A 26,364-nucleotide genomic window follows, 5' to 3' on the forward strand; every position below is an offset into this window, starting at 1 on the left:
GTACCTAGACATTCAGTGGGAGCTTGGGATCTCTGAAATGGACATGTTTGAATACATTGGAGTCATCACGAAAAAGGACGATGCCCTTGCGTCGCGCAATTCAGGGAAGGTGATCAGTCCATACGCAAGCAAGCCACGCTCTTGCCCCTCATGTGGACACCGGCCCGTTGCTACGATCCTGTATGGCTACCCAGCCGAGTCAGAGGTGATTGAGCATAAAGTAGCTGCGGGTCTCATAGCTTATGGGGGTTGCAGGCCTCAGCCTGCTCCGCGGTGGAAATGCACCAAATGCGGACAGAAGATTTTCTCCAGCAAGCCGTAGGCTTTGCGTAAGGCTGTTGAGTGGTTGGAGCTGCTGTGCCGCTCAGTCGCTGGATCCCTCTCCATTAACGGGGAGGGCGCGGATTCAGGGCGCTGGCTCAACGACTTGGCCCGTCTCGTGAATCACCACAGACGTGAGCTGTTCCCTTCGCTTCCGAGCTCATAACACGGGCGAGATTTGCCATGGCTGAAGTTGCTGTGATTGATGTTTTGTTGATGACTTTGTGGACTGCCGCACCCCTTAGCACACAGCCTTTAGCACACACCTTTGCGAGTCTCTGGCGTTCAGTGATTTAGGAGCATCGCTCTCTGGCATGGGGTGCAAGAGGTCGTGAGTTCGAATCTCGCCAGCCCGACCAGTTTGTTGGCTTGAAACCAAGGGATTACGCGGATTTGGATTCCAATTAATTTCTGCAGTGTGTTCTAGGTCTGGCAGAGGGGGGTAGCACATTGTGGCACGCTTTAGCACAGCACTTTAGCCCAGGAGGGCCCAAGCACGTGTCCACTGACCGCCATCCACGGCGTTCTCCATTTTGACCGACAAGGCCACAATTTGACACAGAGTTCTGGGTCAAAGAAAGGTCTCTTCAAAAAGGCACACGATTTGGCGGTTGCGTTTGACTCCGCTGCCGGGTCTGCCTCAGCAGCGTTTCGAGCTTGGCGCCGATGGACGAGAGGTATTCGATTTTGACCAACGCCCCGAACGATCAAGTCGCCCAGGTTTACAACCGAACGCCGACGATCTCGCCTGTTGAGTCCTGGCGGCGCTGACTCGACGGGAGAATGCCGGAGGCAGTCACCTACTGATTGAAGATGAACTGCTGGGTGTTGATTAGTGCGTAGATCAGGTCCTCCACGGTACTGAGGCCCTTGTCCTGGGCCTGAAGGCAAAGGCCCTTTTCCCTTGCGGTGGGGTTGCGGGAAAGCACGGCCATGTAAGCGGCGTCGATTTTTTCGTCGGCAGATTGGGACTTGCCCACGGTGAGCATGAGCTGGCTGTAGCGGTGAACGATCTGCGGCAGGAGTTCACCATTCATCAATGCCAGAGCCTGGGGAACAGAGGCTTCACTGTTTCCGTTCTCAATGAATTCCCGGTCGCTCTGGCCAAATTCGCGCAGGAAATGACCGCGCGGGGCTGGGCTTTCGATTTCGGCTGCGCGCAACCACTGCCGGGACTGCTGGGCCCGCGAACGGAAGTAGTCCCGCCACTGCCTCCGGGGGATGGCATAGTAGGTGGCCTCTTCGCTCCAGGCCTTGATCTCAGCTTCGGCGGCCTCCGCCTTGGTCGGCTTGGTCTTGCCATTCCCAGGGGCCATGGTGCGCTCTCCCTCGGCAGCACCGGACGCCTGCATGACGGCACCGGGGGCGGCTTGAATTGGAACCTCCCGTTTGGGTTCATAAGCAATGGTCTCCCAGGGCGTGCCGGTGACCTTCTCGAACAGCTTTTTTTGGCCGGGAATGATCACTTCAGCCATGACGGTGCGGCGTGCATTGCTATAAAGAGCAGTGATCTCACGGCTGATGGATTTGATTCTCGCATTGCACTCAGCAGCGTGGGTGATGGCAGCCCTTTTTTCAGGTCCAGTGACGTTGGCGGCGATGGATTGGAATTTTTTGGCGTCTTCGCGGGCCTCCGCCAACCGTTTCTGCATGGCTTCCACACCTTCCGGCTGCTCCTGGTACTTCTTGGCGGCCACTTGAATGCTCTTGAACGCCTCAGCCGGACCGGCGATTTTTTCCACAGCCAGCCTGCGCTGCTCCAAGAATTCGCGGGTGGTCATGTTTGGCATGTCGGGACTCGGGTTGATCAGCGTCACGAAGCTGTCCCACAATTGCTCGGCTGTCATGCGGCGCAGCAGCGGGCCCGTGAAGTGGTAGGCAGTCCCGGGCGCCACCTCCTCGTGGGAGGCCTGGCGCTGGTAGGTGCTCGTGTTGAAGAGGATGCGCAGATACGCCTTCATATCGTATTTCAGGCTCACCATCAGCTTTTCAAGATGGCTCAACAGCTCCGGATTCACCGCCACGGTAGTGTCCGTGAGATCATCGAGCGGCTCGATCAGGGCGAGGCCGAAGGCCTTTTTCCATAGGCGATTGACCACGACCTTGTTGAAGCGGTCGTTATTGGGATTCGTCAGCCAGCGTGCGTAGGCCTGGACCCGTGTTTCTCCTGGCAGAGGAGTACATGCATGGCCCATGATGAAAGCCGGTTTCACGACGGATTTGGGTTTCGCATCGTCATACTGGTAATCCGGTGGCAGAGTGACCTTGCGCTTTTCGTCAAAGGTCATCTTGGGATAGTGCGGGTTGCCACGATACAAGGCCTGATTGTAGAGACGCTCAGCTTGGTGCAAGGCATCCTCGGCCGCCCGGCGTGCGCGCGCCACTCTCTCCACCTCCGCCCAGTAAGCAAGGCGGTCGGCCACGGTGGCCGGGTTCTTGGGCCATTCAGGCTGTTTGAACGTGTTGCGAATGGCCATGCCTTGATCACGCACAAGGTCGCTGATGCCTCCCGTGATGCCGCCGCCGAAGTCTCTGATCTCCACGCCAAAAGTGAAGGCCGCCATCTCGTAGAACTGCATCTGGGTCCACTTGTCAAAGGGGTGATTGTGGCACTGGGCGCATTCGATGCGGGTGCCCAGAAAGATGCGCAGCGTGCTCGCCATGTTGTCCAAGGGCATGCCACGATCACGTGTATAGTAGCCAATCGCGCCATCGGACCAGGCCTTGCCCTCTCCGGCGACCATCTCCCGCACGAAAAGGTCGTACGGTTTGTTGCTGCGCAGCGCATCCTTGATGAAATGACCATACGCAGGGCCTGTTCGCTGGCCCTTGGATTGCACACGCAGCACATCCGCCCAGTAATGGAAATAGTTCTGCACATAGCCCTCGGAATCGAGGAGCTTGTCGATCAGTGCCGCACGTTTTCCTGTTTCGCTGGAAGTCAGAAACTCCTCAGTTTCACGCGAGGTGGGAATGCGGCCCACCACATCTAGATAGATGCGGCGCACGAAAACACTGTCATCCGCCGGGGCGTTGGGCGTCAAGTTGTTAGCCGCCCAGTCCCTCGCCAGAAGCGCGTCAATTTCATCGGCGGCGGCAGAAACTTTTGGATCGGCCCGGGCGATCGGCCCAAGCCAAAACGTGAAGATCATTGAACACGCCAGGAGGCTTTTCATCCAAGCTGGAACGCAGGAGCAAGCCCCGGTGTTGCAGATGGCTGCATAGTCCCGACAAGCACTATGACGGCATCATTTCATGGGCGAGGTGGCGTCAACTTTGGGTGCCGAATTGCATCCTCGGCAGGTGAAATGGCGCTGTAGCAGAATGACCTATTTTCGTTTTAACACAATAAGCTTAGCGCAGCCCTGCCGTGTCCAAGGAAAGTCAACGCTTCCATGTCTAAGCAACCACTCATGGGGTGCAAGAGGTCGTGAGTTCGAATCTCGCCAGCCCGACCAGTTTGTTTGATTTCTTTGCCTGCATCGCACGAGGGGCGAAATAGTTACAAAAAAGGTGTGACAACTGCTCATGGAAGGCGCTAGAAGCATTTCTCTTCTCATGAAAAAGATACATCTGACACTCATTCGCTCCGTGGCATTTGCTGCAAGCCTCTGCCTTGGGTTAACTCCAGCAGTTTCACTACACGGCAAGGCCAAAAATAAGAAGGGCGCTCCGCCCACGGCCTCATCGTTGGTGGACGATATGAAGGCGTCCGTCGTTTACATCGTCAAGAACTCCAAGGACATCAATCCGAAGTCAAAGCAGGCGGTGCCTTACTGGTCTTCACTGAAGACGATCATCGACGGCATCGACCTTATGGACGCGGGCATCCAGAAAAAGAGCCCGGACATGCTCAAGGGGTTGGATTTGACCGGCCAGGGCATCACGCAGTTGGCCGCGACCTGGGGCATGATTCGCGGCGCTCATCCGAAGTCCACCGTCGGGCGCGGAGTGGTTTCCCTTTCCACCGCCTACGACATGTATGTGAATCACTTCGGTCCTTCGGTCGCCAGCTATAAGAAAGGTGGTGGCAAGAAGGGCAAGCTGACACCCGCAGAACTAGCGCTGATCGAAAAATCCGGCACCCAGTTGGACTCGCTGCTCGGCAAGCTGGAAAAGGTGGCTGGAAAAGCAAGACCGAAGTCCTACCAGGAGCGCATGATCCTGGATCTCGTGCATTTGGTGGAACAACTGGCTGCCGTGGAAGGGGATGGTCGTCTGGCCTACGCCAAGTACCAGTATCAGTGGAATCGTCTTCAAAACGCGCTGGCCGCCTACTCAAACATCATCAGGTCGTTTTATCCTGAATACTACACGGTGTGGCAGGTGCTCGACAGCGACACCACCGCGATGAACACTCTTTTTTATGAAGATGCATGGAGTTACTACGAATCGTGGAACTACTACGAGGTGAGCATCGAAAACTACGAGAGCTATTACGAGGAGACATCCATCACCGAATCCATCTCGGAGACGGAGGAGACCGAGTATGAGGAAGACCTTGAGGAATACAACGAGGAGGAAGCCACCGAGGAAGATGAGGACGACGAGGCCGAGCTCGAGGAGGAAGTCGAAATCGACGAGGAGGGCGATGACAGCCTCTTTGAAGAAGTGGAAGATAGTGATGACGACGAAGACGGCGACGGTGTAAGCGACGAAGAAGACACTGACGACGACAACGACGGCACGTCCGACGAGGAAGACGGCGATGATGACGGCGACGGCCTCGAGGATGAGGAAGAAGACGAAGAATCCTGCGATGAGGAAGAAGCAGAGGAGGAAGAGGAAGAAGAAGAGGACGACGGCATCGCTGAATGCTGCGAGGGTTGCTGCTGCTGATCTTCTCCGGCCACTTTACAGTATGAAAATCACGAACGCATGGCCGCGAGGCCATGCGTTCCTTTTTTGACCGCTTATGTAAATAGGGAACTTACTTCGGCGCCTTGGTGGAGGCGATGGGCATGATGCCAAACTCACGGGCGTCGGCGATGGAGATCATCTGGATGTTCGGGTCTTCCTCGCTCTCAAACGCCTCAGCGTGCCGCTCCAAGGCGTTGTTGCCGGTTTTGACCGCATTGCTGAAGGTCCGGTAGGAGGCCTGGAACTCCTTCAGTTTCATCTTTTGGTTCAGATTTGGGATGTCCTTCACCGGCTTGAGCTCATCGTTGCCAAGCATGGTGGTTTCCAGGCCGATGATATTGTCGTCGTCACCTTCGCCCGAGTCAAAAGCCAGGAAACAATGGCCGGGAACCATGACCAGGTAGGAGTTGATGCCGATTTTTTGCAGAACGGAGGCCATAAGGACGGAGCCATCAACGCAGTTCGCCTGGGTGGCGGCGATGGAGTCGTCAAGAAAGCGCACCGTCTGGCTGACGACGAACTTGCTCGGCGTGGTGGTGGACACATCGCTGTATTTGATGCCGCGTCGTTGCAGGGCGTTCCAGACGGCGAAGACCTGCATCATCACCTGCTTGGGGTCTTCCGACTGGTAGCCGTCAAAACTGCTCACCAGGCCGCTTTCGAGGGCTTCTTTGAGAATCGTGTCCACTTCAGGATGGTTCTCATTCACATAGGCGGCGAAGATCCACGAGAAGTCGTCGAAGTCCTCGCCGTCCTCGTCCCACAACACATAGAAGGGGCAGTCGTTGATGGATTTCATGACACAAGTCTCGGTAACGTCATCAATGGCCGTGCCGTTAACAGACACCTTGTAGGTGACGTTGACCGGGCGCTGCTGGCGCACCTTGAGCAGCGCCTCATAATCCCAGGCCGCTTTCGGGAAGATGCGTGCTTCTCCTTCCCGAGTGGTCTTGGCGATCTTGCCCTTCCAACGGGAGGGCTTCATGAAGCCGTCAATGCTGATCTCCGCCTCCACCTGCGCGTTTTTGGGCAGGCCGCTCAGCTCGATGGCAAGCCAGCCGTTTTCATCGCCATAGATCGGGATGTCACGCTTCTTCAGTTTGGGATCATCCACGGTTTTTTTGTCCTCGGCGGCTTGTTCATCGCCATTCCAGTCCACGGTGGCGGTGGAGACGATGGCGCTGGGGAAGAGGTCCTTGTCGGTGTAAGACCACGGGCTGAAGGTGGTTTCCGCAAGCAATGTGGTGGCGGAAAGGAGCAGGAAGGAGAGGGTTTTCATAAGACTGGACAGACTGGTCTGCATTCTTGTGCGATGGAACGACGCGGTGGCCGGTCGGGCCACGATTCCATCTGGACTTTCGCCTGTCGAGAAATCAACACGCCCACACACACTTTCATTGCTCCCCGCTCGATGATCTGGCGGGCTCACGGAAGAAGATCAGGAACACCACTAGCACGCCGACGGCGATCCATGCAGGAGTGGCCCAGATGGCAGCCCAGTCGTGAGCGATGGCACCCTTGGCCTCAACCAGTTTGTGCTGATCCATCACGCGGCCGGCCAAATAAGTGCCGACGAGCGACCCAAAACCCCAGAGAATGATGGCGATCAGTCCCTGAGCCGCACCTCGGATGCGCTCGTTCGCCTCGCCATCGACATAAAGCTGTCCGGCGATGAAGAGGAAGTCGTAGCAGATGCCGTGGAGCAGAATGGCACCGAAGATGAGCACGGTGCCGGTGCTGGAGGCGCTGGCGCTGAGCAGGAAGTAGCGCGTGGCCCAGGCCAGGATGCCGAGGAAAATCGTCTTCTTGTAGCCGAGCTTCTTCAGCATCAGTGGCAGCAGGATGAGGAAGATGATGTCTGAAATCTGCGCCAGTGTCATCTTCTGCGCCCAGTCCACCCACTCCAACTGCGTGAGGTAGGTGCCGAGGTTCACGAAGTAAAAGTACAGCGGGATGCAGATGAGGAACATGCAGAGGATGAAGATGGCAAAGGCGGGCTTTTTCAGCAGCGCCAGCGCATCGAGCCCGAGGACTTCACCCAGCGGCACGTTCTGGCCCTTCTTCTTCGGCGGCGTGTGCGGCAGGCTCAGCGCGAATAGGCCGAAGGCCATCGATGTGCCGCCTGCCAGGTAATATTGCAGCGGCGACTGTTCTCCCTTCAACTGGCTGAGCACCACGCCGCCCGCGATCCAACCCACGGCGGAGAAGATCTTCACAAACGGGAAATCCTTCTTCGCATCCGCGAGATGGGTCATCGAAACCGAGTTCCCCAGCGCGAGCGTGGGAGCGTAGAGCGTGCAGTAAATGATGAGCGCCGGATAAACAGTGCCGAAAGTGTGCAGACGCGGGATCACCAGCATGACCAGGCCACCGGCGATGCCGAGTAGCGCGATGATTTTCTCGGAGGCGAAGTAGCGGTCGGCGATCAACCCGACGATGAAAGGCGAAAGGATGGCACCCCAGGCAAAGGCGCCATAGGCGAGGCCGATCTGCTCGCCGCTGAAGTTCAACGTGCCAAGATAGGCACCAAGTGTCATGTACCAACTGCTCCAGATGAAATACTGGAGAAACATGAAGATGGAGAGCTTGGTCTTGAGCTGCGTTTGCATGGTGCGTGTTGGTTGGGTGGTCATTTCATGCCGTCGGCGGCTCCCCACGGCTCGATGAGGCGCAGATCGCGGCTTTTCAGCGCCGTGTAGCAATCGGGAAGGTCAAAATGCTCCAGCGCATGTGGCAGCATGAAGGCGTTCGGCCACTGCTGGTCATCGTGGATGGCGATGTCGTGAAAGGAGGTGAGCGCATGCTTCAGCGTGACCTTTTTCACGTCTTTGCTCAGAAGCGCTGCAAAAGCGGCGGGCAGCGCGCCCCAGCCCCGGCCCGCGAGATGAATCTCCGTGTGTCCTGCGGCAGTGAGGAGCTGGATGACGCGCAACACGTCGAAGGTGCGCTGGCCGAGCAACGGCCTGTCGAGCATCAGGCTGTAGGCGGAGTAGAAGTAGTGGCTGCCGTAGCGGCCGAGGAACTGGTTCGCGCCACAGGTGTCTGGCTGCGAATCGCCGATGCCGCGCACGTCGCAGGCAAAGAAGGCCGCGCCGGCTGAGGAAGCGACGAGTTCCTGCACGAAGGGATCATCGCGCAACTCGGCGTCGGCGGAACGGTGCGAAATGTAGAGCACGGCCTTGCTCTGGCCGCGAGGCAGGCGCGAGGTGAGCACTTCCTCGCTCAAACGCGTCACCAAGGCATGAATCATCGGCTCCGTCTCGACGGCGTAGGCGCAGTAGGCTTTGGCGGGATACTTGCGCTGGCCCATGCTGCGGAGAATGCGGTAATCCGGCGGCGAATCCCGCAGCGCGGGCATTTTCAAGACTTCACCCACCGCTGTCTCGAGCGCGGCACCGCTCACGGAGCCCCGTTTCTTCGCGAGCGTCTCCGCTTTGTCGTGTGTGAACGACATCAGCGTTCGCGATCCCATCGCCGTGACCTGGCCTTTGGGCGTGCAGAGCAGATCCTCGTCTGTTTCGATGGTGATGAGCGGTTCTGCGTCAGCAGCGGGAATGCCGGCGGCTTTTCCGAAGAAGCGATACATCGCCTCGCGGTTCGGCTGCGTGTAGCCGTGCGGATCAGGGCCGATGTGGAGCTGAATGTTCTCCGGTTTGCCGATCAGCGTGTAGAGCTTCTTCAGCCGCTCGTAAGTCTCCGCTGAGCCGCGGGCATCGAAGTAATCCTTCTCCTGCGCCATGATGATGACTGGTTTCGGGGCCATCGCGGCTAGGAAATCGCAGTGATCGAGGTCTTCCGCCAAAACACGTGGCGGGCACTGTTCCATGTCCTGTGGCAGTTCGTTTTCCGCGTCGCGACGGAAGGTGGTCACGAAGCAGGAAGGCGCTGCCATGGTGAAACGCGGTTCCATGCCGCAGAGCCATGTTGTTTGCGTGCCGCCACCGGAGTTTCCGGTCACACCGAGATGGTTCGGGTCGATTTCATCGCGGGTAAGCAAGTAGTCGAGCGCGCGAATCGCATCCCACACGAACCAAGTACCGAGAAACTCGCCGACGAGTGCCTGCGGCGCGCCCATTTGATTGTGCTCGGAAGTGCCGCCGCCGAGACGGGAGCCTAGTTTCTCGTTCAAATACTGAAAGCGTTCGCCCTGGCCGACGGGATCGATCAAGAAGCACGCCATGCCCTGGCGCGCGAGTCCCTGCGCGAAACTTTGATACGCTTTCTCGGCCTTGCCATTGAGTGAGTGGCCGCAAACGCCGATCACACCGGGAAACGGGCCTTTGCGACCCGGTCCTGCGGGCAGGTACAGATTGCCGGTGACGAGATAATTCGGCCGGCTCTCGAAGACGATGTTCTCGATCCGATAATGGTCCCTCTCCATGGTCTTGTCGCGCTCGAGAACTCTGGTAACCTTCGCGTTGAGTGGTGTTTTCTCCGGCAGCGGACCGAAACACTGACGAATGCGCTCCTGCGCGGATTGCACATAAGCCTCGGCGTCGGCCTTGGTCTTCAAAGCCTCGCGCCGGGCATTGCCGCGTTGTTCAGCCGCACGCACCTCGGCCACCAGCCAGTCCTGCATCATTCGCGGGAAGCGGTTTAGTGCCGGAACAACACCTGCTGGTGCTGGGGTGACATTTTGAGCCAACGCGGTGCCCGCATTTCCGAGAAAAGATTGGATCACCGGCCACCCTAGGATTCCGAGGCCGGCGGTTTGAAGAAAGTCACGACGGCGTGGGAGGGAAGATGAATCCATGTGGTTGGAAGTTTGCAGTGATGCAATACCTGGCGGCTTCCTGTATTCTTTCTTTCCGCCAGAAGCAGGCACCGACGTCAGCCGATGATGCTTTGTGGCGGCTGGACATTGCCCGCTTCTGTGTCACATCGGGACGTCATGCCCGAAGACGCTGAAATCCTCTCCGTCACCCAGCTCACGCGCGAGATTCGCGAAGTGCTGGAAGGTCATATCGGCAGCGTTTGGGTGGAGGGGGAGATCAGCAACCACCGCCTGCAAAGCTCCGGCCACCAGTATTTCACGCTGAAGGACGCAGGGGCGCAGCTCTCCTGCGTGATGTTTCGCGGAGCCGCCGCCCGGACCAATGTGCGCCTCCAGGATGGCGCTCTCGTGCAGGTGCATGGAGAGATCAGCGTGTATGAGCCGCGCGGCCAGTATCAGATGGTCGTCAAACAGGTGCAGGCGAAGGGCAAAGGCTCGCTGCAGGAGCAGTTCGAGGCGCTGAAACGCAAGCTTTTCGCGGAAGGCCTTTTCGACGACGAACGCAAGCGGCCCATTCCGCGTTTTCCTGCCGTCGTCGCGCTCGTCACATCACCCACCGGCGCGGCGATCCAGGACATGCTGAACATTCTCACGCGCCGTGCGCCGTGGGTGCGCGTGCTGGTGTTTCCCGTGCGTGTGCAGGGCCAGGGTGCTGAGCGCGAGATCGTGCGCGCGCTGGAAGTGCTCGGCGATGCGGAGAGATTCGGCCTGCCGGTGCCGGACACCATCGTTGTCGGTCGTGGTGGAGGCAGCCTGGAGGATCTGTGGTGCTTCAATGAGGAAGTGCTCGCCCGTGCCATCGCTGCATGTCCGATCCCAATCATTTCCGCGGTCGGGCATGAGATCGACTTCACCATCGCTGACTTCGTGGCTGATCTGCGTGCTCCGACCCCTAGCGCGGCGGCGGAACTGCTCGCGCCGGACGTTGGCGAGTTGCAGCGGCACTTTGAAAGCATCGCACGCACGTTGAAGACGCGTGTCAGCACGCTGCTTGATCATCATCAGCACGTCCTCGACCTCACCGCCAAAGGTCCGCTGCTGCACGCGCCAGATCGTTTGCTCCAGCAGGCCGAGCAAAGCACCGATGAAGCCGAATCACGGATGCGTGAGGCCGTTCGCGAGCGTTTGCAGTCGCTTGCCGACGATCTGACGCAAAAGCAGCATGTCCTCTCCGCGCATCATCCACGCTTGCAACTCGCCGAGGCCGTACACCGTGCCGAAACACTGTCTCAACGACTGAGGCAGGGGCTCATGCACAGGTTGGATCGTCTGGCGGATCGTCTGGAGTCACGCGGCGAGCTTTTGAAGCATATCGGCCCCGAATCGGTGCTCGCCCGCGGTTTTTCCTACACAACGAATGCCGAGGGCCGTGTGCTCTCGGATGCGGTTGAGGTTGCAGAAGGAGATGAACTCGTAACCCGTCTGGCGAGAGGTGTTGTGCGAAGTGTCGTGAAGTAGAGGTTTTCTGCCCGCTGTTGAGTTAGAGCCCATGCTTTGCCCGCGTAGAACAAGCATGCTTCATACCCGCCGCTCCATCCTCAACCGTTCCTGCTATGGCATCGGCGGCATCGCGCTGGCCACGCTGCTGCAGGAGCAGGGCCTGCTGGCCACCTCCGAGCAGGCTAAGGCGCAGCATTTTGACCTGACACCGAAGCGCCCGCACCGCTTCGGCCAGGCGAAGGCGATGATCTCCATGTTCATGCAGGGCGGCCCCAGCCACATGGATCTCTTCGACCCGAAGCCGGAACTGGTGAAGCTCGACGGCAAGGAATTCCCCGGTGAGGTCAAATACGACGACGCCGCCGGTGCCAGCCGCGAGGTGATGGGCCCTCAGTGGAAATTCGGCAAGTATGGCCAGTGCGGCATGGATGTGAGCGAGTTGCTGCCGCATTTCTCCCGCATCGTCGATGACGTGACGCTCATCCGCTCGATGCACACCGGCGTGAACAACCACGGCCAGAGCATCTACGCGCTCATGAACGGCCAGGTCACCGGTGGGCGGCCCACGCTCGGCTCGTGGATCACCTACGGCCTCGGTTCCGAGAATCAGGATCTGCCTGCCTACGTCGCGCTGACTGATCCGCGCGGCGTGCCGGTGCTCGGCGTGGACAATTGGAGCAACGGCTGGCTGCCTTCCCTCTACCAGGGCACGGTCATTCGTCCCAAAGAGCCGCGCATTCCCAATCTCGACGCGCCGCTGAGCCTCAAAGGCGACGCGCAGGCCCGCTACCTCAATTTCGTCCAGCGCATCAACCGCGAGCATCTCGAAGCCCGTCCCGGTGAAAGCGATCTCGAGGCGCGTATCCAGAGTTTTGAGCTCGCGGCACGCATGCAGACCGCTGCGAAGGAGGCGCTCGACATTTCGAAGGAAAGCGAGGCCACGAAGAAGCTCTACGGCATCGACAATCCGGCCGCGGCGGAGTTTGGCACGCGCTGCCTCATCGCGCGCCGTCTGGTCGAGCGTGGTGTGCGTTTTGTGTCGCTCTTCACCGGCAACCAGACCTGGGATCATCATCAAAGCATCCTCACCGGCCTGCCGGCGACGTGCCTGTATGTCGATCAGGGTGCCGCGGCGCTCGTCACCGACCTCAAACAGCGCGGCCTGCTCGATACGACGGTGGTGCATTGGGGCGGTGAAATGGGCCGCCTGCCGGTCATTCAAAACCGCGCCGGCGCCAAGGACCGCAAAACCGTCGGCCGCGATCACAACACCTACGGTTTCAGCATGTGGGTGGCCGGTGGCGGCTTCAAAGGCGGTCATATGCACGGCGAGACGGACGAGTTTGGCCATCATGCGGTCAAGGACGTCGTCAATCACTACGACTACCATACCACGCTGCTGCACCTCTTCGGCCTCGACCCGAAAAAGCTCAGCTACAAGCGCAACGGCACCGATATGACGCTGGTCGAGAATCCGCAGTCGCGTGTGGTCAGCGAGATTCTCGCTTGAGCCGGAGGTGTAATCTTCAACCGAAGATGGTGCGCGGTACAGGGTTCGAACCTGTGACCCCTACCATGTCAAGGTAATGCTCTACCACTGAGCTAACCGCGCGAGTCCGGGGCGCAGTGTATAAATGCCCCGCGCTGTTTCGGCAAACGGTTTTTGCCTGCGGATTCAGCCGTTGTTCACCTGCCGCCGTACGGTGGCCCCCTGGTTCATGAGGTCGTCTCGTTCGAGACCCGTCAGGCGCGTGATGGAACGCAGGAGCCAGAGCAGGAGCGCCAGTGTGACGCCCATGAGCGGCAGGCCGATCACGAGGAAGCCGCTCCAGTTCAGGCGGCCGATCGCTTTCGTGTATTCCAGGCTGCCAGGGGCTTTGTCGCCCAGCAGGTAGATGGCGAGGGCAAAGTTCGCGGCCGAGGAGAACATGAAGGTGCCTGCCATGCCCCAGGAGGCGCGTTTGAGCAGGACGGCGAATTCGTGGTGTTTCTCCGGCGTGTCGAGCGCCTGATGCAACACGGGCATGTTGATGACCTGCGGATTCAGCAGCATCTCATTCACCAGCGGTTTGCCCCAGCGATGGCTCAGAGGAAAGGCGATGCCGAGGAAGATCGGAAACAGGGCCTCTTTCACGGCAAACCAGGTGGCGTTCAGGTTCAAGAGCCCCAGACCGCCGGTGACGATCACGGCGATCAGGCCAAGCACGGAGAAGAAGTTCAGCCCGCGCTTGTTGATGAAGCACCAGATGCCAAATCCCAGCGGCAGCAGCAAAGCGACCACCAGAGCCCAAAGCGGTCCGAGGCGGTCCGGCGCACTTAGTTTTTCCAGCGCGATGGATGGCAGAATGACAGTCAGGGCGAGATCGAGCAGGGGATGGGGCTGTTTTTGGGTCACGGGATGAATGTCGAATGATGAATGCAGAATGTCGAATGCAACCTCGTCTCTTGCACCTCACGCGGGACGCTCTAAATCTCTTTCCATGGTTGCCACCGCCGCCCCCAATCTAGTTGATGAAATCCTGCGCCTGAAAAAGGAGCGCAACGCCGTGATTCTGGCGCACAACTACCAATCCAAGGAGATTCAGGAGTTGGCGGACTTCGTGGGCGATTCGCTCGGCCTCGCTTACAAGGCGAAGGAGACGAACGCGGACGTGATCGCCTTCTGCGGCGTCCATTTCATGGCGGAAACCGCGAAGATCGTGAATCCGAGCAAAACCGTCGTGCTGCCGGATCGTGACGCGGGCTGCTCGCTGGAGCAAAGTTGCCCAGGACCGCAGCTTGAGGCCTTTTTGAAGGCGAACGCGGCCAAGAACTACTACGTGATCGCCTACATCAACTGCAGCGGCCATGTGAAGGCCCTGAGCGACTGCATCTGCACCAGCGGCAATGCGGACAAGATCGTCGCCGCTGCGCCGAAGGACCGCCCGATCCTGTTTGTGCCGGACCAGAACCTCGGCTCCTGGGTGATGGAAAAGACCGGCCGCAAGATGGATTTGTGGAAGGGGGCCTGCTACGTCCATGTCGAGTTCACCCGCGACAGCATTCAAAAAATCAAGGACGAGCATCCCGATGCCAAGGTCGTCGCCCATCCGGAGTGCACGTATGCGGTGCGCATGCTGGCGGATGAAGTGTGCAGCACGGAGAAAATGGTCGGTTACTGCCGCAACAGTCCGGCGGGCACCTTCATCATTGTCACTGAGAGCGGCATGCTGCATCGTTTGGAGCGTGAGGTGCCGGGGAAGAGGTTCATTCCCGGGCCCACCGGCCACTGCGCCTGCGCTGACTGCCGCTACATGAAGCTGAACACCCTGCAGAAGCTCCACGACTGCCTGCGCGACCTCACCCCGCAGGTCGAGATGCCCGAGGAACTGCGCAAGCGTGCCGAGAAGCCGATCCTGCGCATGCTGGAGCTGAGCAAGTAAGTGATGTGGGCACTCTTGCCCGCAAAGAAGGCGCTCAACTGCGGGCAAGAGTGCCCGCATCACATTACCGCCACCAGGCCGGGAGGTCGGTCATCGTTTCTTTGAGGATGGTGCGGATGGCCAGACGTTCCGCCTGCGGGATGTGCGCGTGCTGAGGGTCGGCTTGATCGCGCAGGTAGAGCGCCATGTGGTAGTAAACGCGCTCCTTGAGTTCCTTCGGCGCTTCTTTCCAGGTGTCGGTGTAGAGCATGAAGCTGCAGCGGTGTTTGAAGATGCGCGTCTTCATGTCGAGATCCTTCAAGGAGAGGCCGGACCTAGTCGCCTTGCGGTCGCGCAGGAAATCTTCCGCAAACTTGCGGTCGCCGTTGATGCCTTTGGCCGGGAACTTCGCCTCCTCGGCAAAGGTGATGTAGCGGGCGAGTTCCTGCGCGCGTTCCTCGAGTTCGGCCTTCGCGGCGGCGCCGAGCATGTTTTTGTTCTCATGCTTGAGCTGGCGCAGGGTGTAGATGGCATAGACGAGCCGGTTTTCGAAGCCGATCTGATGCTCGTGGATGAGGTGGGGGAGGATGTCGCTGGTGGGAAGCAGGTGCAGGCTGAGGTCGGAATACTGGCCGGGATTCACGGAGGTGATCTCGTTTTTGCCGGCGTTCGGGATGCCCATCACATTGGCCTTGTGGCTGGAGAGGTTGTGCTCACCGGTGAGGTGCCAGCCGCCGAAGCGCAGCTCCAGGGGGATCTGGTGCCCCTGCACGTCGCGGCGGAAGGTTTCAAGGCTGGAACCGGCGCGTGAGACGAGCAGCGACTCGGCGATGAGGCCGGGCAGGCGGCGTGTGGCGTTGCCGGCGTGGCAGTTCATGCATTTGGTCGAGCGCTCGACATTCGGCACCGGGCCGCCGGGACGCAGGCGGTTGAACACATAAAACATCGGCCCCATGACAGGATCTGCCGCGATGATTTCCACGAGGCCGCCGGGCACCCAGCCGATGTAAGTATCCTCGTTGAAGTAGAGGGCACGCGGGTTGCGCGGGTTGATGATCTCGCTCTGGAGCGAACTGGCGGAGAAGACCATGATCTGGGAGCTGATGGGGATGTCCAAGGCTTCCAGCAGGCTGGTGAGGAAGACCTTGTCGCTGCTGGTGTCGAGCTTCACCTCGCCTTTCTGCGCTTTTTCCTGCAACTGGGCGAAGCGGTCTCTGGGCTGCCAGTCGAGGTAGTTGTGCGGCGGGCCTCTGAAGTCGATCACACGCGGCTCTGTGGACTCCGCGGCCGGGAGGGCGGTGGAGAGGCTCGAAATTGTCAGCAACGTCAGGAATCGGGAACGCATCGTGCTCTATACGCTTGCCAAGCTACCCAAATCGCACCAGACAACCAGCGAACTTTGCTTTTCACGCATGCCCACCGTCCAGCCGCGCCGCGCCGGCATCCTCATCCCCGTTTTTGCCATCCGCACCGCCGACGATCTCGGCATTGGTGACACCGGGGGCGTGCGGCAGCTCATCGACTGGGCGGCGGAGACCGGCCTCGGCTTCGTGCAGTTCCTGCCCATCAACGCCACTGGGAGCGACAGCAGCCCTTACAACGCCATCAGCTCCGTCGCGCTCGATTATCTCACGCTGGAGCTGACGCCTGCCGCCGTGCCGGAGCTGGATGAAAAATTTCATCGCACGATCACCCGCATCATGCGCGCCGACCTGCTTCGTCATGGCCCGGTGAATTACACGAAGGTGCGCCGGCTGAAAACCACGCTGCTGCGCCGCGCTTTCAGCCAGGTGCAGCAGCAACCGGAACGCATGGCGGTGTTCGAGAAGTTCTGTGAGCAGGAGGCCGCATGGCTGGATGATTTCTGCCTTTTCCGCGTGCTGATGGAGGAGCACGGGCATGAGGACTGGACGAACTGGCGCCCGGAGCTGAACACCGCCGCCAAAGCCCGTGCCTGGCGCGATGCGATGGGCGACGAGATCGACAACCGCATCCTTTTCCATGCCTATGTGCAGTGGTTGTGTTTCAAGCAGTGGGGAGAGCTTAGGGCCTACGCGAACGGGAAGGGGATCAAGCTGATGGGGGACATCCCCTTCGGCATTTCGTGGTGCAGCGCGGATGTGTTCTTCCATCCGGAGCAGTTTGATCTCGAATGGTGCGGTGGTGCTCCGCCGGAGACTTACTTCAAGGACGACTACTTTGTGCAGCGCTGGGGGCAGAACTGGGGCATCCCGCTCTACCGATGGGACGAGATGGAGCGCGGTGGATTCCAGTGGTGGCGGCAGCGCACCCGGAAGCTCACGGAGGTCTTCGACATCTTTCGCATCGACCATGTGCTGGGCTTTTACCGCATTTACAGCTTTCCGTGGCGTCCGGCACGCAACGCGGAGTTTTGTCACCTCACCGACGAAGGAGCCACGGCGCGAACTGCCGGCCGCCTGCCGCATTTCATCGAAAACGATGACGACACCCCCGCCCACAAGGCTGCGAACCTCGCAAATGGCGACAAATACCTGCGCATGATCCTCGATGCCGCGGCAGGACGCGCTGAGGTCGTCGCCGAGGATCTCGGCACCGTACCTGATTATGTGCGTCCGCATCTGCTCAGCCTCGATGTGCCGGGCTTCAAGGTCAGCCACTGGGAGGATGATGAGAATGGCCGCGTCGTCATGGGCGCTAACTACGATAACTGCGCCTTCACCACCTACGCCACTCATGATCATGAGCCGATGAAGACGCTCTGGGAACATCGTCGCCGGGCCTTGGGCAGCAACGAGGTGTCTGAGTGTGCGATGGCGGAAAAAGAGCTGCGCTTTCTCTCTGATTTCGCCGGTTTGCGCTTCTCGGATGGCGGCTGGCCTGAATATGACGATCACATCCGTCGTGCGCTGCTGGAGGCGCTGCTGGCCAGCAATGCGCGCTTCGCCGCTTTCATGCTGACGGACCTCTTTGGTCTTGAGGACCGCTTCAACGTGCCCGGCATCGCCGCGAACAGCAACTGGAGCGCCCGCCTGCCGATGACCGTGGCCGAAATCCGCAGCACGTCACCGTGGAAAGACGAAGGTGGCTGGCTCAAAAAAGCCATTCAGCGCACGGGGCGTTCCATTTGAATTTCGCGGGCCCCTTCTCAGGGCAGTCCCCACGCTGAGCGCAGAGCCGCATAATCAGCTCTGGGCAGCAGGACGTAGTGCGGCGAGGCACCAGGGTCGATCCACCTGAGCAGACGCACCAGGTCGCCCTCCGCCATCGTGGTGCAGCCGGCGCTGGGCTTGTCGGGGCCACGGCGGACGTGGAAGAAGATCGCGCTGCCATAGCCCGGTGCCGCAGGCCTCTGGTTGTGACGGATCTCGAGCATCCATTTGTAGGCGGCATCGCCAAGCCGCATTTTTTGCTTATCAAACCACGGCGGGATGCCCTGGCGCGGGTCAATGCGCACGTGTTGGTTGTAAAACGGACTCGTCGAATCATCCACATAAGCATCCCAAGGGCCCACCTGGATGTAGGGCCAGCGTGTGCCAGACGGTGGTGTGGCAGCATAGCCAAAGAGGCTGCCAAGGTGAAAGACACCGGCCGGTGCCTTCCAGTCTTTTTCAACTTTCATCGGGACGCCGTTCCGGGGCGGATTGAAGACACCTCGCCCCCAAGCGAGGCCTTTTCTGCCCAGAAGCACCGGCACGGGCTTTTCAAACACCGGCTGCCACGCCGCCGCCGCTGAAGGACGCTGCCAGCACTGCATTGAGGCCGTGTTCGAGTCCCAGGACGCCGCCCGGGTGACAATGACCTGCCGCACGGCACGTCCCAGTTGTGCGTGGGCGGAAGAGACGCTCCAGAGCAGAAAAAAACAGCCCAGAATCAAAAGGGCGGATGATTTTTTTTGACGGCAAATTTTTTGAGATTGCATGGCCCCCCACTTTCCGAATATAAATTTAATTAATCAACCCTGCCGGGTTAATTGGATTCAGGTTTTGGGGGTTTTTTTCCTGAGTTCCGAGTGCCGGCAGGGTTGTTTTTTTGCCTGATGAGCCTCGCGGTCAAAATCTCATTCATTGATTCGTGGCGAAGGCGTTTTAAGGATGCGTCCATGAACCTCCGCTGCCTGCCAGCCCTCATGGGAGCCCTTTCCGTGTTTTGTCTTTCAAACTGCACCAACTCCTCCGTTGTCAGTCTTGATTATGTTCCGGGGCAGATGGTGCGCGGCACTCCTGACTTCAACGTGGGGAAATTCAAAGACAAACGGGGCGTGCAGGCGCAGACGCTCGGACATGTGCGTCTGCCCATCGGTCCCAAGGTGGACACCCTGCAAACACGTCTTCCGGTCAAAGACATCGTCGGCAACGCTTTTGGTCATGCTTTGGAAGCACGCGGCATGCTGGCGGAGGCGGGGAAGGGGCGTTTCACCATCGCCGGAGAAATACATGATCTGCGCTCGCAACTTTTGGTTCACCCTTATGGCTATGCGCGCATCCGGGTGAATGTGATCGAAGCCTCTTCCGGCCGGGTGTTGTTCACAAAAATCTATGAAGGCGAGCGCCAGAGCAACGCCTACCGCCCCGGCAGCGGTTCGCCGGTGCCCGTTCTGCGCGAACTGACATCGCGCGCCCTTCAGGACGCCGTGGATCGCGCCTTGGATGATGCCAGCCTGCGACAAACCATCGGCACAGCTTCGTCCGCGCGACCCCGCTACACGCCGGGCATGCTTTGATGTGTCGCGGCTTTCCTGAAGTGCGCTTTTTCAGGACATTCTAGCGGTCAATTAGCGCTGGCTCCATTGATGATGAGCGGCGCTTTGCGACGGACGCCGATGTAAACGGGGGAGCGCTGGCGTTCGAGGAGCTTGTATTCGATGGGCAAATCGGTGTTGGCGGCGTGAAAGTGCCAGGGACCGTCGTCAGTGCGGATGGAGTATTGAAGGGCGCGGCCACCGTCCAGCAGGGTGGCGTGCTGGACATCGAGCTTCCGGGCGATTTCGGTGACTTCGCCGACGTTCATCACGCCGCCATCGCCGGAGAGTACAAACACAATCGTGCCGTCCTGACGCATGCCGCCGAGAGCACGGTAGCTGATCTTGCTTCCGTCGAACAACTCGTCGGGCTTTAACTCCACATAAGAGAAGATCGTGTGGTTTTTCATCACCGAAGGATAGACCTGCGATCCTTCCTGAATGAGGCCGGGAACATCGTTGAGTAGGGACTTGGGCCCGAACCACGGACGTCCGTCTTTGACAAAGAAGCACCCGCTCCAGTCGCCGAAGGGGGGATTAACCTGCCGGCCTTCGTGATAAACCCAGCCCATTGGTCGTCCTTTTGGATCGCGGAAGTTTGCGGTGATGGCAAACCACAGATTTCCTTCGGCCATGCGCTCCCGGGCGGTGGTGAGCGCGAATTTGGGCTGAAAGGTGGTCATGAAATCAAATTGGTCGGGCGCTAGTGTGATGATTTGGACTTCCGCGCCGAAAATGCGTTGCGCCGTCTCGGCGAGCAACCCGCCGCCGCGGCGCACCTTGAGCGTGGACCAGCGCATGCCGGGTTCTTCATGCCGTTCGATCAACGCGGCAGCGAAATCGCCAGTGGTCAGGCCGCTTGCCGGCTTCCACTCGCCGCGCTTGGAGAGAATTTGCAGCGGCTTGGGAGAGTTGCGCACGGCGACGGCGACGAGGTTGCTGTCCACATTGAAAAAATACTCGGCGGCAAGCCATGCCAGCAGCACGCCTGCAAGGGCGGGCAGCAGAAGCTTTTTGAGACATCCGCGTTTCTTTTCAGACATGGGGGCGCGCCAGCATGAAGCAGCGACGGGGTGGATCAAGCGCGATGTCATTTCCGCACTTGAAGATTGATTCAATCACCGCCTTGCCGCAGCATCGCGCGCATGTTCCGTCAAAAATCGTCTCTATGCCTCTTTGCTTTGGTTTGCAGTCTGCAGGCGCAGACAGCGGCACCGGTTCTCACGCTGAAGGCCGCCACCGACCACCAGGACGCGATCTACAAGACTGGCGAGACCGCCACTTTCACGATCGAGGCATCGCAGGACGGCAAACCTCTCGCCGAGGGCAAGGTGGTGTGCGTGCTGTCGAAGGACGGTGTGCAGCCCCAGCCGCCGCAGACTCTGAACATAAAGGACGGCAAAGCCACGCTGATCGGCAAGCTCGACGAGCCCGGTTTCCTGCTGCTGCGTGCGACGAGCGGAAAAGCCTCCGCCCTGGCCGCCGCCGGCTATGAGCCGCTGCTCCTGAAGCCAAGCATGCCGGTGCCGGAGGATTTTGACGCGTTCTGGGCGGCGCAGAAGGCGGAACTGGCGAAGGTGCCGCTGAAACCGACGCTCACGCCGGTGCAGACCGCGGTGAAAGGTGTGGACGCGTTTGATTTGCAGGTGGAGTGCCTGGGCAGGCCGGTGAGCGGCTACTTTGGCCGTCCGAAGAACGCGAAGCCGAAATCCCTGCCCGCGATCCTGCATGTGCATGGCGCGGGTGTGCGCGGCTCGAATCCTGGCAGCGTCTTCTGGGCGGCGAACGAGGGCGGCATGCTGTCGCTGGACATCAACGCGCATGGCATTCCAAACGGGAAGCCGAAGGAGTTTTATGATGCGCTGGCGGCGGGCGAGTTGAAGGACTACCGCGCCGTCGGAAACAAGGATCGCCAGCAGTGTTACTTCAAAGGCATGTTTCTGCGCCTGATCCGCGCCATCGACTTCCTCACGGCGCAGCCGGAGTGGGATGGGAAAACCCTGATCGTGTATGGCAGCAGCCAAGGTGGTTTTCAGGCCTTTGCGGCGGCGGGACTGGACGAGCGCGTGAGTTTCTTCTGTGCGGGCGTGCCCGCAGGGTGCGATCACACCGGCAGTCAGGCCAACCGCATCGCCGGCTGGCCGAAAATCGTGCCGAACGACGCCGAGGGCAAACCGGACGCCGCCGCGTTGCAGGTGTCGCGTTACTTTGACTGCGTGAACTTTGCCACGCGCGCTAAATGCAAGGGCGCGGCGGTCACGGTGGGTTTCATCGACACGACCTGCCCGCCGACGAGTGTGTATGCGGCCTACAACGCGCTCACGATTCCGAAGGAAATCCATGCCGATGTGCTCGCCGGGCATACGAACACGCCCGCCGCCTCCAAATTCATGCAGGAGGCGGCCTTCAGGCATGTGCGGGCGATGAAGAAGCCGTGATGAGCGCGGGTGACATTACTTGAGGTTGCCTTTGGCCTCAGATCGCTGCTTGATGAGACTGTCCTTCTGACTTTTCCATGAAACGTGTCTTTTTACTTCTGATCTCCCTGGTTCTGACGAGTTGCGCCAATCGTTCCAAGCTAGAACGCATTCCTCTGCAAGATGGCGCCATGGGTGTCCGGGTTCCGGCGCATCGCGTGGCTTTTGCGCTCCCGGGTGAGTGGCGTGAGCTTGCATCGGCACCGGACAAGACGCTCTTCGCGGCCGCGGCGGACGAGGGCCGCCTGCGGATGGTGGTCGCGGGCCCGTTGGGCGCGAAAGACGAAGGTTCAAAGGCCGGACTGGTGGCCAACGCGGCTTATCAAAAGGGAATCCAGACGACGATGCAGCAGGGCGGCTATGTGAAGATCGTGCGCAGCGGACTGACGGCGATCTCCGGTGTGAACGCCTATGCGTGCGAGGCGGTGAGCGGGGACAAGTCGCAGTCCATCCTGCAGGTGCACGTGCCGCAGGGGCGGCAGTTGTGGGTGCTGACTTTTCACTCAAACAAGCCTGCGCTCTCCAAGAACTCGTCAGTGCAAAAGGTCCTCGCTTCGTTGCAGGTGGTGCCGTGAGTGCCGCGCTGGTGAAGTTTGTTGCCGTGCGCTGAGTTCGTAGCGTAGTAAGACGATGCGCATGTCCGAGCATCACAACGCGCGCCTTTTTGTATGGTTCCGCATCCTTTTTAACTGCCGGTTTTATTACCCGGTGTTCACGGTGCTTTTTCTGGACCTGGGGTTGAGCATCGGGGAATTCGCGACGCTGAACGTGGTGTGGGCGCTGACAAGCGTGGTGCTGGAGGTGCCCTCGGGCGCTCTGGCGGATCGCTTTGGCCGCAGGCCGTTGGTGATCGCGGCGGGGGTGCTGATGGTGCTGGAGATGGGGGTTCTGTGCGCGATGCCACAAGGACGGCATGACTTGGTGTTGTGGCTTTTTGCCTTGAATCGAGTGCTCAGCGGCGCGGCGGAGGCCTGTGCGAGTGGCGCTGACGAAGCGCTGGCTTACGACTCGCTTCCTGAGGCGCAGCGGAAGACCCTGTGGCCCCGGGTGATGGCGAATCTTTCACGCGGGATGGCGCTGGGGTTTGTGGTGTCGTCGATCACCGGCTCGGTGGTGTATGATCATCACACGCTCACATCACTGCTGGGCTTTCTGGGGCTGGAAATGACGGTGACGAAGGAGGTTGCGATTAAGCTGCCGACGCTGCTGTGCCTGGGCACGGCGCTGGCCTGCCTGGCGGTGACGCTGCGCATGTCGGAGCAGCGCGCTCAGCCGGTCAAGACGGCCTTCTGGCACAGCGTCGGGGAAACTTGGCGCTCGATTTTGCAAACAGGCGGCTGGATCTGGCGGACACGGGCGGCGTTCGCGTTGATCGTGTTCGGGCTGGTGTTTGACAGCGTGATCCGCCTCTTTCTGACAGTGGCGAGCAATTTCTACCGCCTCGTGGGCATCGAGGAAGTCTGGTACGGGGTGATCGGCACCGGCGTGTCGCTGCTCGGGTTGGTGACGGCGGGTTTGATGGAAAAAAGCGCGAAGATGATGAGTGCACGGCAGAATTTTGCATGGCTGGCCGTGGCGGTGTTTGCGGGCCTCATGGCGGCGGCGCATCCGCAAGCCGGCTGGACCGGGATCGCGCTGGTGGTGCCGCTTTTCATGAGCATGCGCTTTTTGCAGTTCTTTCTCTCACACTACCTGAACGAGATCGTGGACTCGGAACAGCGGGCGACAGCGCTGAGCTTTCGCGGATTGACGATCAATCTGGCCTACGGGCTGACGACGCTGCTCTTCGGCTGGCAGACACGCTGGACCGGCGACCGCCTGAATCTGGGCGCGGACGACCCGCAGGTTTTTGCCACAGCGCTTCGGGCCTGGCCGTGGTGGTTCGCGTTTCTGCTGCTGGTTGCGGGCGGTTGGATGGCGCTGCGGCGATTTTCGATGCCGACGGATGAACGAAGCAGGGCTGGCGCACGTCATTAGAGCTGCTGAACAAGTTGTTTGTCTTCCTCCTAAACTCCTCCTGCCATGAAAACGATCCTCCGGCTCTTCTTCGGCCTGTTAACTGCCTTGACCCTATCACAGTGCGCCTCATCGACGCCGCAGACGCGCATTGAACGCAACCCGCAGCTTTTCACCCGCCTCAGCGCCAAAGACCGCCAGCTTGTGACCAGCGGCGTGATCCGTGAAGGCATGACACGGGACGCAGTGTTCCTGGCATGGGGGCGGCCGGACCGCGTTTCGGTCGGCACGAGCCGTGGTAAGGAGATCGAGGCATGGACTTATGTCGGCGAGCGGCCGGTGCGGACGCTTAACATGGGCGTCGGATTCGGCTATGGAGCCTGGAATCCATACTGGGGAGGTCCCTGGGGCTGGGGCGGGCCTGGATTTTGGGGCGGCGGTCCTTCAGTGACGTATGTGCCATACACGGCAGGCGTGGTGGAATTCACCAATGGCCGGGTCACACGCTGGATGGCATCGCCGCGCTGATTAAGGCTATTTATACCGCATGAGCGTTCCCGAAGAGCATGTAGCCTCCCGGCGTGTTTTGAAATCACGCGACACCCGCTGGGCGCGTGCGCTGGCCGGGATGCTGGTGCGCTCCGGCGTCACGCCAAACGCGATCTCGGTGTTGAGCGTGGTCTTTGCCGGAGGGGCGATGGCATGCTTTCTTGTCGCAGGAGATCAAACAAGCACAGCGGGTATCATCGCGGCATGGGGAGGCGCTCTAGCGTGCATTCAGCTCCGGCTCATGTGCAACCTGATGGACGGCATGGTGGCTGTGGAGGGTGGCAAAGGCTCGCCTGTGGGAGCGATCTACAACGACGCGCCGGATCGTGTGGCGGATGTGCTGATCCTCGTGGGCGCAGGTTACAGCGGGGCGGGGGAGCCGGGTGTGGTGAAGCTCTTTGATGTCATTCCTCTAGGCTGGTGCTGCGCCGTCGTGGCGGTGTGGACAGCCTACATCCGTGTTTTGGGCGCATCCCTGATCGGAAAGCACGATTTTCGCGGGCCGATGGCGAAACAGCACCGCATGGCCCTGCTATGCGGTGGCATTTTGATTGAAATGACGCAGCAACTCGCCGGACTTGGTCGCCAGGGCATTCTGGTCGCGCTGACGCTGATCTTTTTCGGTGGATTATGGACCTGCTGGCGACGGCTGAGGGCGCTGGCCGGGGAACTGAGCGCAAAATGAGCGCGGAAGATTTCCCTGTGGAATAATTCGTGATTCAGCACGTCTTAGTTGGGCTCCGCAAAGCCTTCTCATCACCTTCATGAAAAAATTCGTCCTCATCTTCACCGCTGCTCTGGTTGCTTCCATTTTGAACGCCGCAGATTTTCCCGCCGGGAGTCCAAAATTCTCCACCAGCCACGATACCGTGACCCAGGCGGCGAAGGAGAACGGCAAACCTGCCCTGATCGTTTTTTCCGCCTCCTGGTGCGGCCCCTGCCAGGAGATGAAGAAGAATGTGTATCCCAGCGCTGAGGTAAAACCCTTCCACGACAAGTTTAACTGGGCCTATCTGGACATCGATGTGCCGGCCAACCAGAAGGTGTTCGAGGGATTGAAGCTCGAAAGCGTGCCTTACATTCTCTTTATGGATGCTTCTGGCAAGAAACTCGACGTGCAGGATGGCGGTGTCGAAACCAGCAAGGAGTTTGTCGCCAAGCTTGAAGGCGTGCTTAAAAAGGCTTCGGCCCATTGAGAGGCACGCAACTACATTTGTTGCCTGAAACACTGGCTGAGGCTGGCAGCTATGGGAATGGCTTTTCTCGGCAAGGAGGTGCCCCCCCTAAAATGAGGGATTGATTTCCTGAAGGGGATGCCTCACTATAAAAATTGCCTCTCAGGAAAGATAATAACCAGCATATTGTTGATAACAATGCGCCACCTCCTCCCCATTTTCGTCACCTGCCTGCTGGCTTCCTGTTCTTCGTCTGGCATTTTCGGCTCGGGTAAGTTCACCAAAAATGCTAGCCGCATCACTTCCGTTCGCACGACAGCCTACACACACAGCGAGTCTGATCACATCATTTACGGCGCTCGAACGGCTGTGGGCACGAATTTGAAATATGGCAATGTGCGAAGCGCGGCGGCTGACTGGTCAGTTTTCCCGGTGGGGACAATTTTCCAGATTGAGGGGCTGCCGTATGTTTACCAAGTCGATGATTATGGTTCCGCGCTTGTGGGAACCAACACAATCGATCTCTACAAACCCGACAAGGCAACGATGAAGGCCTGGGGGGTGCGCAACGTGAACATCCGAGTTCTGAAGTGGGGCTCGTTCTCCAAGAGCTTGTCGATCCTGAAGCCGAGAACAGCTTACCCCCACATCCGCAAGATGGTGTCCCGGATCGAAACCAGCACCTAGACGC

21 protein-coding genes and 1 tRNA gene are annotated in these 26,364 nt (G+C 59.5%); 13 read left to right on the top strand and 9 right to left on the bottom strand.

The genetic code is table 11. The features are described 5' to 3' along the window. Window positions 1–1,121 precede the first annotated feature (1,121 nt). The gene (locus ACILSE_RS15760; RefSeq protein WP_395718374.1) at window positions 1,122–3,497 is read right to left on the bottom strand and encodes a DUF1549 domain-containing protein; all 2,376 of its coding nucleotides are present in this window, start codon (window positions 3,495–3,497) and stop codon (window positions 1,122–1,124) included. 526 nt (window positions 3,498–4,023) lie between these two features. Between ACILSE_RS15760 and ACILSE_RS15765 the strand changes: the two genes are divergently transcribed. Beyond that, window positions 4,024–5,160 (top strand): hypothetical protein, encoded by a 1,137-nt coding sequence (locus ACILSE_RS15765; RefSeq protein ID WP_395718375.1) that lies wholly within the window; start codon window positions 4,024–4,026, stop codon window positions 5,158–5,160. Between the two features lie 91 nt (window positions 5,161–5,251). On the opposite strand, the gene ACILSE_RS15770 is transcribed toward ACILSE_RS15765, so the two are convergent. From ACILSE_RS15770 to ACILSE_RS15780, 3 genes are all read right to left on the bottom strand, one after another. Then, complete coding sequence (locus tag ACILSE_RS15770; protein ID WP_395718376.1) at window positions 5,252–6,460, bottom strand: hypothetical protein; 1,209 nt, start codon at window positions 6,458–6,460, stop codon at window positions 5,252–5,254. A 115-nt stretch (window positions 6,461–6,575) separates the two neighbouring features. Continuing rightward, window positions 6,576–7,790 (bottom strand): MFS transporter, encoded by a 1,215-nt coding sequence (locus tag ACILSE_RS15775; protein WP_395718377.1) that lies wholly within the window; start codon window positions 7,788–7,790, stop codon window positions 6,576–6,578. 20 nt (window positions 7,791–7,810) lie between these two features. After that, window positions 7,811–9,763: an alpha/beta hydrolase family protein gene (locus tag ACILSE_RS15780; protein ID WP_395718378.1), complete on the bottom strand. Its 1,953-nt coding sequence runs from the start codon at window positions 9,761–9,763 to the stop codon at window positions 7,811–7,813. A 309-nt stretch (window positions 9,764–10,072) separates the two neighbouring features. Here ACILSE_RS15780 and xseA point away from each other — a divergent pair, with 309 nt between their 5' ends. Continuing rightward, entirely contained in the window at window positions 10,073–11,413 is a 1,341-nt protein-coding gene (gene xseA, locus ACILSE_RS15785; protein ID WP_395718379.1) for an exodeoxyribonuclease VII large subunit, read from the top strand. Window positions 11,414–11,468: 55 nt separating this feature from the next. Next, entirely contained in the window at window positions 11,469–12,905 is a 1,437-nt protein-coding gene (locus ACILSE_RS15790; RefSeq protein WP_395718380.1) for a DUF1501 domain-containing protein, read from the top strand. Window positions 12,906–12,932: 27 nt separating this feature from the next. Here ACILSE_RS15790 and ACILSE_RS15795 read toward each other — a convergent pair. Next, a tRNA-Val gene (locus ACILSE_RS15795) sits at window positions 12,933–13,007 on the bottom strand. A gap of 63 nt (window positions 13,008–13,070) precedes the next feature. Next, the gene (locus ACILSE_RS15800; RefSeq protein WP_395718381.1) at window positions 13,071–13,790 is read right to left on the bottom strand and encodes a VC0807 family protein; all 720 of its coding nucleotides are present in this window, start codon (window positions 13,788–13,790) and stop codon (window positions 13,071–13,073) included. A gap of 85 nt (window positions 13,791–13,875) precedes the next feature. Here ACILSE_RS15800 and nadA point away from each other — a divergent pair, with 85 nt between their 5' ends. Continuing rightward, window positions 13,876–14,817 (top strand): quinolinate synthase NadA, encoded by a 942-nt coding sequence (gene nadA / locus ACILSE_RS15805; protein ID WP_395718382.1) that lies wholly within the window; start codon window positions 13,876–13,878, stop codon window positions 14,815–14,817. Window positions 14,818–14,881: 64 nt separating this feature from the next. On the opposite strand, the gene ACILSE_RS15810 is transcribed toward nadA, so the two are convergent. Further along, a complete protein-coding gene (locus ACILSE_RS15810; RefSeq protein WP_395718383.1) occupies window positions 14,882–16,141 on the bottom strand; it encodes a hypothetical protein in 1,260 nt (419 codons plus the stop codon). A gap of 67 nt (window positions 16,142–16,208) precedes the next feature. Between ACILSE_RS15810 and ACILSE_RS15815 the strand changes: the two genes are divergently transcribed. Then, a complete protein-coding gene (locus tag ACILSE_RS15815; protein WP_395718384.1) occupies window positions 16,209–17,906 on the top strand; it encodes a 4-alpha-glucanotransferase in 1,698 nt (565 codons plus the stop codon). A 17-nt stretch (window positions 17,907–17,923) separates the two neighbouring features. On the opposite strand, the gene ACILSE_RS15820 is transcribed toward ACILSE_RS15815, so the two are convergent. Beyond that, complete coding sequence (locus tag ACILSE_RS15820; RefSeq protein ID WP_395718385.1) at window positions 17,924–18,697, bottom strand: L,D-transpeptidase; 774 nt, start codon at window positions 18,695–18,697, stop codon at window positions 17,924–17,926. 180 nt (window positions 18,698–18,877) lie between these two features. Here ACILSE_RS15820 and ACILSE_RS15825 point away from each other — a divergent pair, with 180 nt between their 5' ends. Then, the gene (locus tag ACILSE_RS15825; RefSeq protein ID WP_395718386.1) at window positions 18,878–19,498 is read left to right on the top strand and encodes a hypothetical protein; all 621 of its coding nucleotides are present in this window, start codon (window positions 18,878–18,880) and stop codon (window positions 19,496–19,498) included. Between the two features lie 47 nt (window positions 19,499–19,545). Here ACILSE_RS15825 and ACILSE_RS15830 read toward each other — a convergent pair whose 3' ends face one another. Next, window positions 19,546–20,559, bottom strand: coding sequence for a phosphodiester glycosidase family protein (locus tag ACILSE_RS15830; protein WP_395718387.1), 1,014 nt, complete (start codon window positions 20,557–20,559; stop codon window positions 19,546–19,548). 102 nt (window positions 20,560–20,661) lie between these two features. Here ACILSE_RS15830 and ACILSE_RS15835 point away from each other — a divergent pair, with 102 nt between their 5' ends. From ACILSE_RS15835 to ACILSE_RS15865, 7 genes are all read left to right on the top strand, one after another. Further along, complete coding sequence (locus ACILSE_RS15835; RefSeq protein ID WP_395718388.1) at window positions 20,662–21,954, top strand: acetylxylan esterase; 1,293 nt, start codon at window positions 20,662–20,664, stop codon at window positions 21,952–21,954. A gap of 77 nt (window positions 21,955–22,031) precedes the next feature. Then, window positions 22,032–22,568 (top strand): hypothetical protein, encoded by a 537-nt coding sequence (locus ACILSE_RS15840; protein WP_395718389.1) that lies wholly within the window; start codon window positions 22,032–22,034, stop codon window positions 22,566–22,568. A 55-nt stretch (window positions 22,569–22,623) separates the two neighbouring features. Continuing rightward, complete coding sequence (locus tag ACILSE_RS15845) at window positions 22,624–23,970, top strand: MFS transporter (RefSeq protein WP_395718390.1); 1,347 nt, start codon at window positions 22,624–22,626, stop codon at window positions 23,968–23,970. A 45-nt stretch (window positions 23,971–24,015) separates the two neighbouring features. Next, complete coding sequence (locus ACILSE_RS15850; RefSeq protein WP_395718391.1) at window positions 24,016–24,477, top strand: hypothetical protein; 462 nt, start codon at window positions 24,016–24,018, stop codon at window positions 24,475–24,477. 19 nt (window positions 24,478–24,496) lie between these two features. Then, entirely contained in the window at window positions 24,497–25,183 is a 687-nt protein-coding gene (locus ACILSE_RS15855) for a CDP-alcohol phosphatidyltransferase family protein (protein ID WP_395718392.1), read from the top strand. Between the two features lie 79 nt (window positions 25,184–25,262). Continuing rightward, on the top strand, window positions 25,263–25,694 hold the full coding sequence (locus ACILSE_RS15860) for a thioredoxin family protein (protein ID WP_395718393.1): 432 nt from the start codon (window positions 25,263–25,265) through the stop codon (window positions 25,692–25,694). A gap of 177 nt (window positions 25,695–25,871) precedes the next feature. Next, complete coding sequence (locus ACILSE_RS15865) at window positions 25,872–26,360, top strand: 3D domain-containing protein (protein ID WP_395718394.1); 489 nt, start codon at window positions 25,872–25,874, stop codon at window positions 26,358–26,360. Window positions 26,361–26,364 lie beyond the last annotated feature (4 nt).

This window comes from Prosthecobacter sp., from assembly GCF_044236155.1.
Lineage (GTDB): Bacteria > Verrucomicrobiota > Verrucomicrobiia > Verrucomicrobiales > Verrucomicrobiaceae > Prosthecobacter.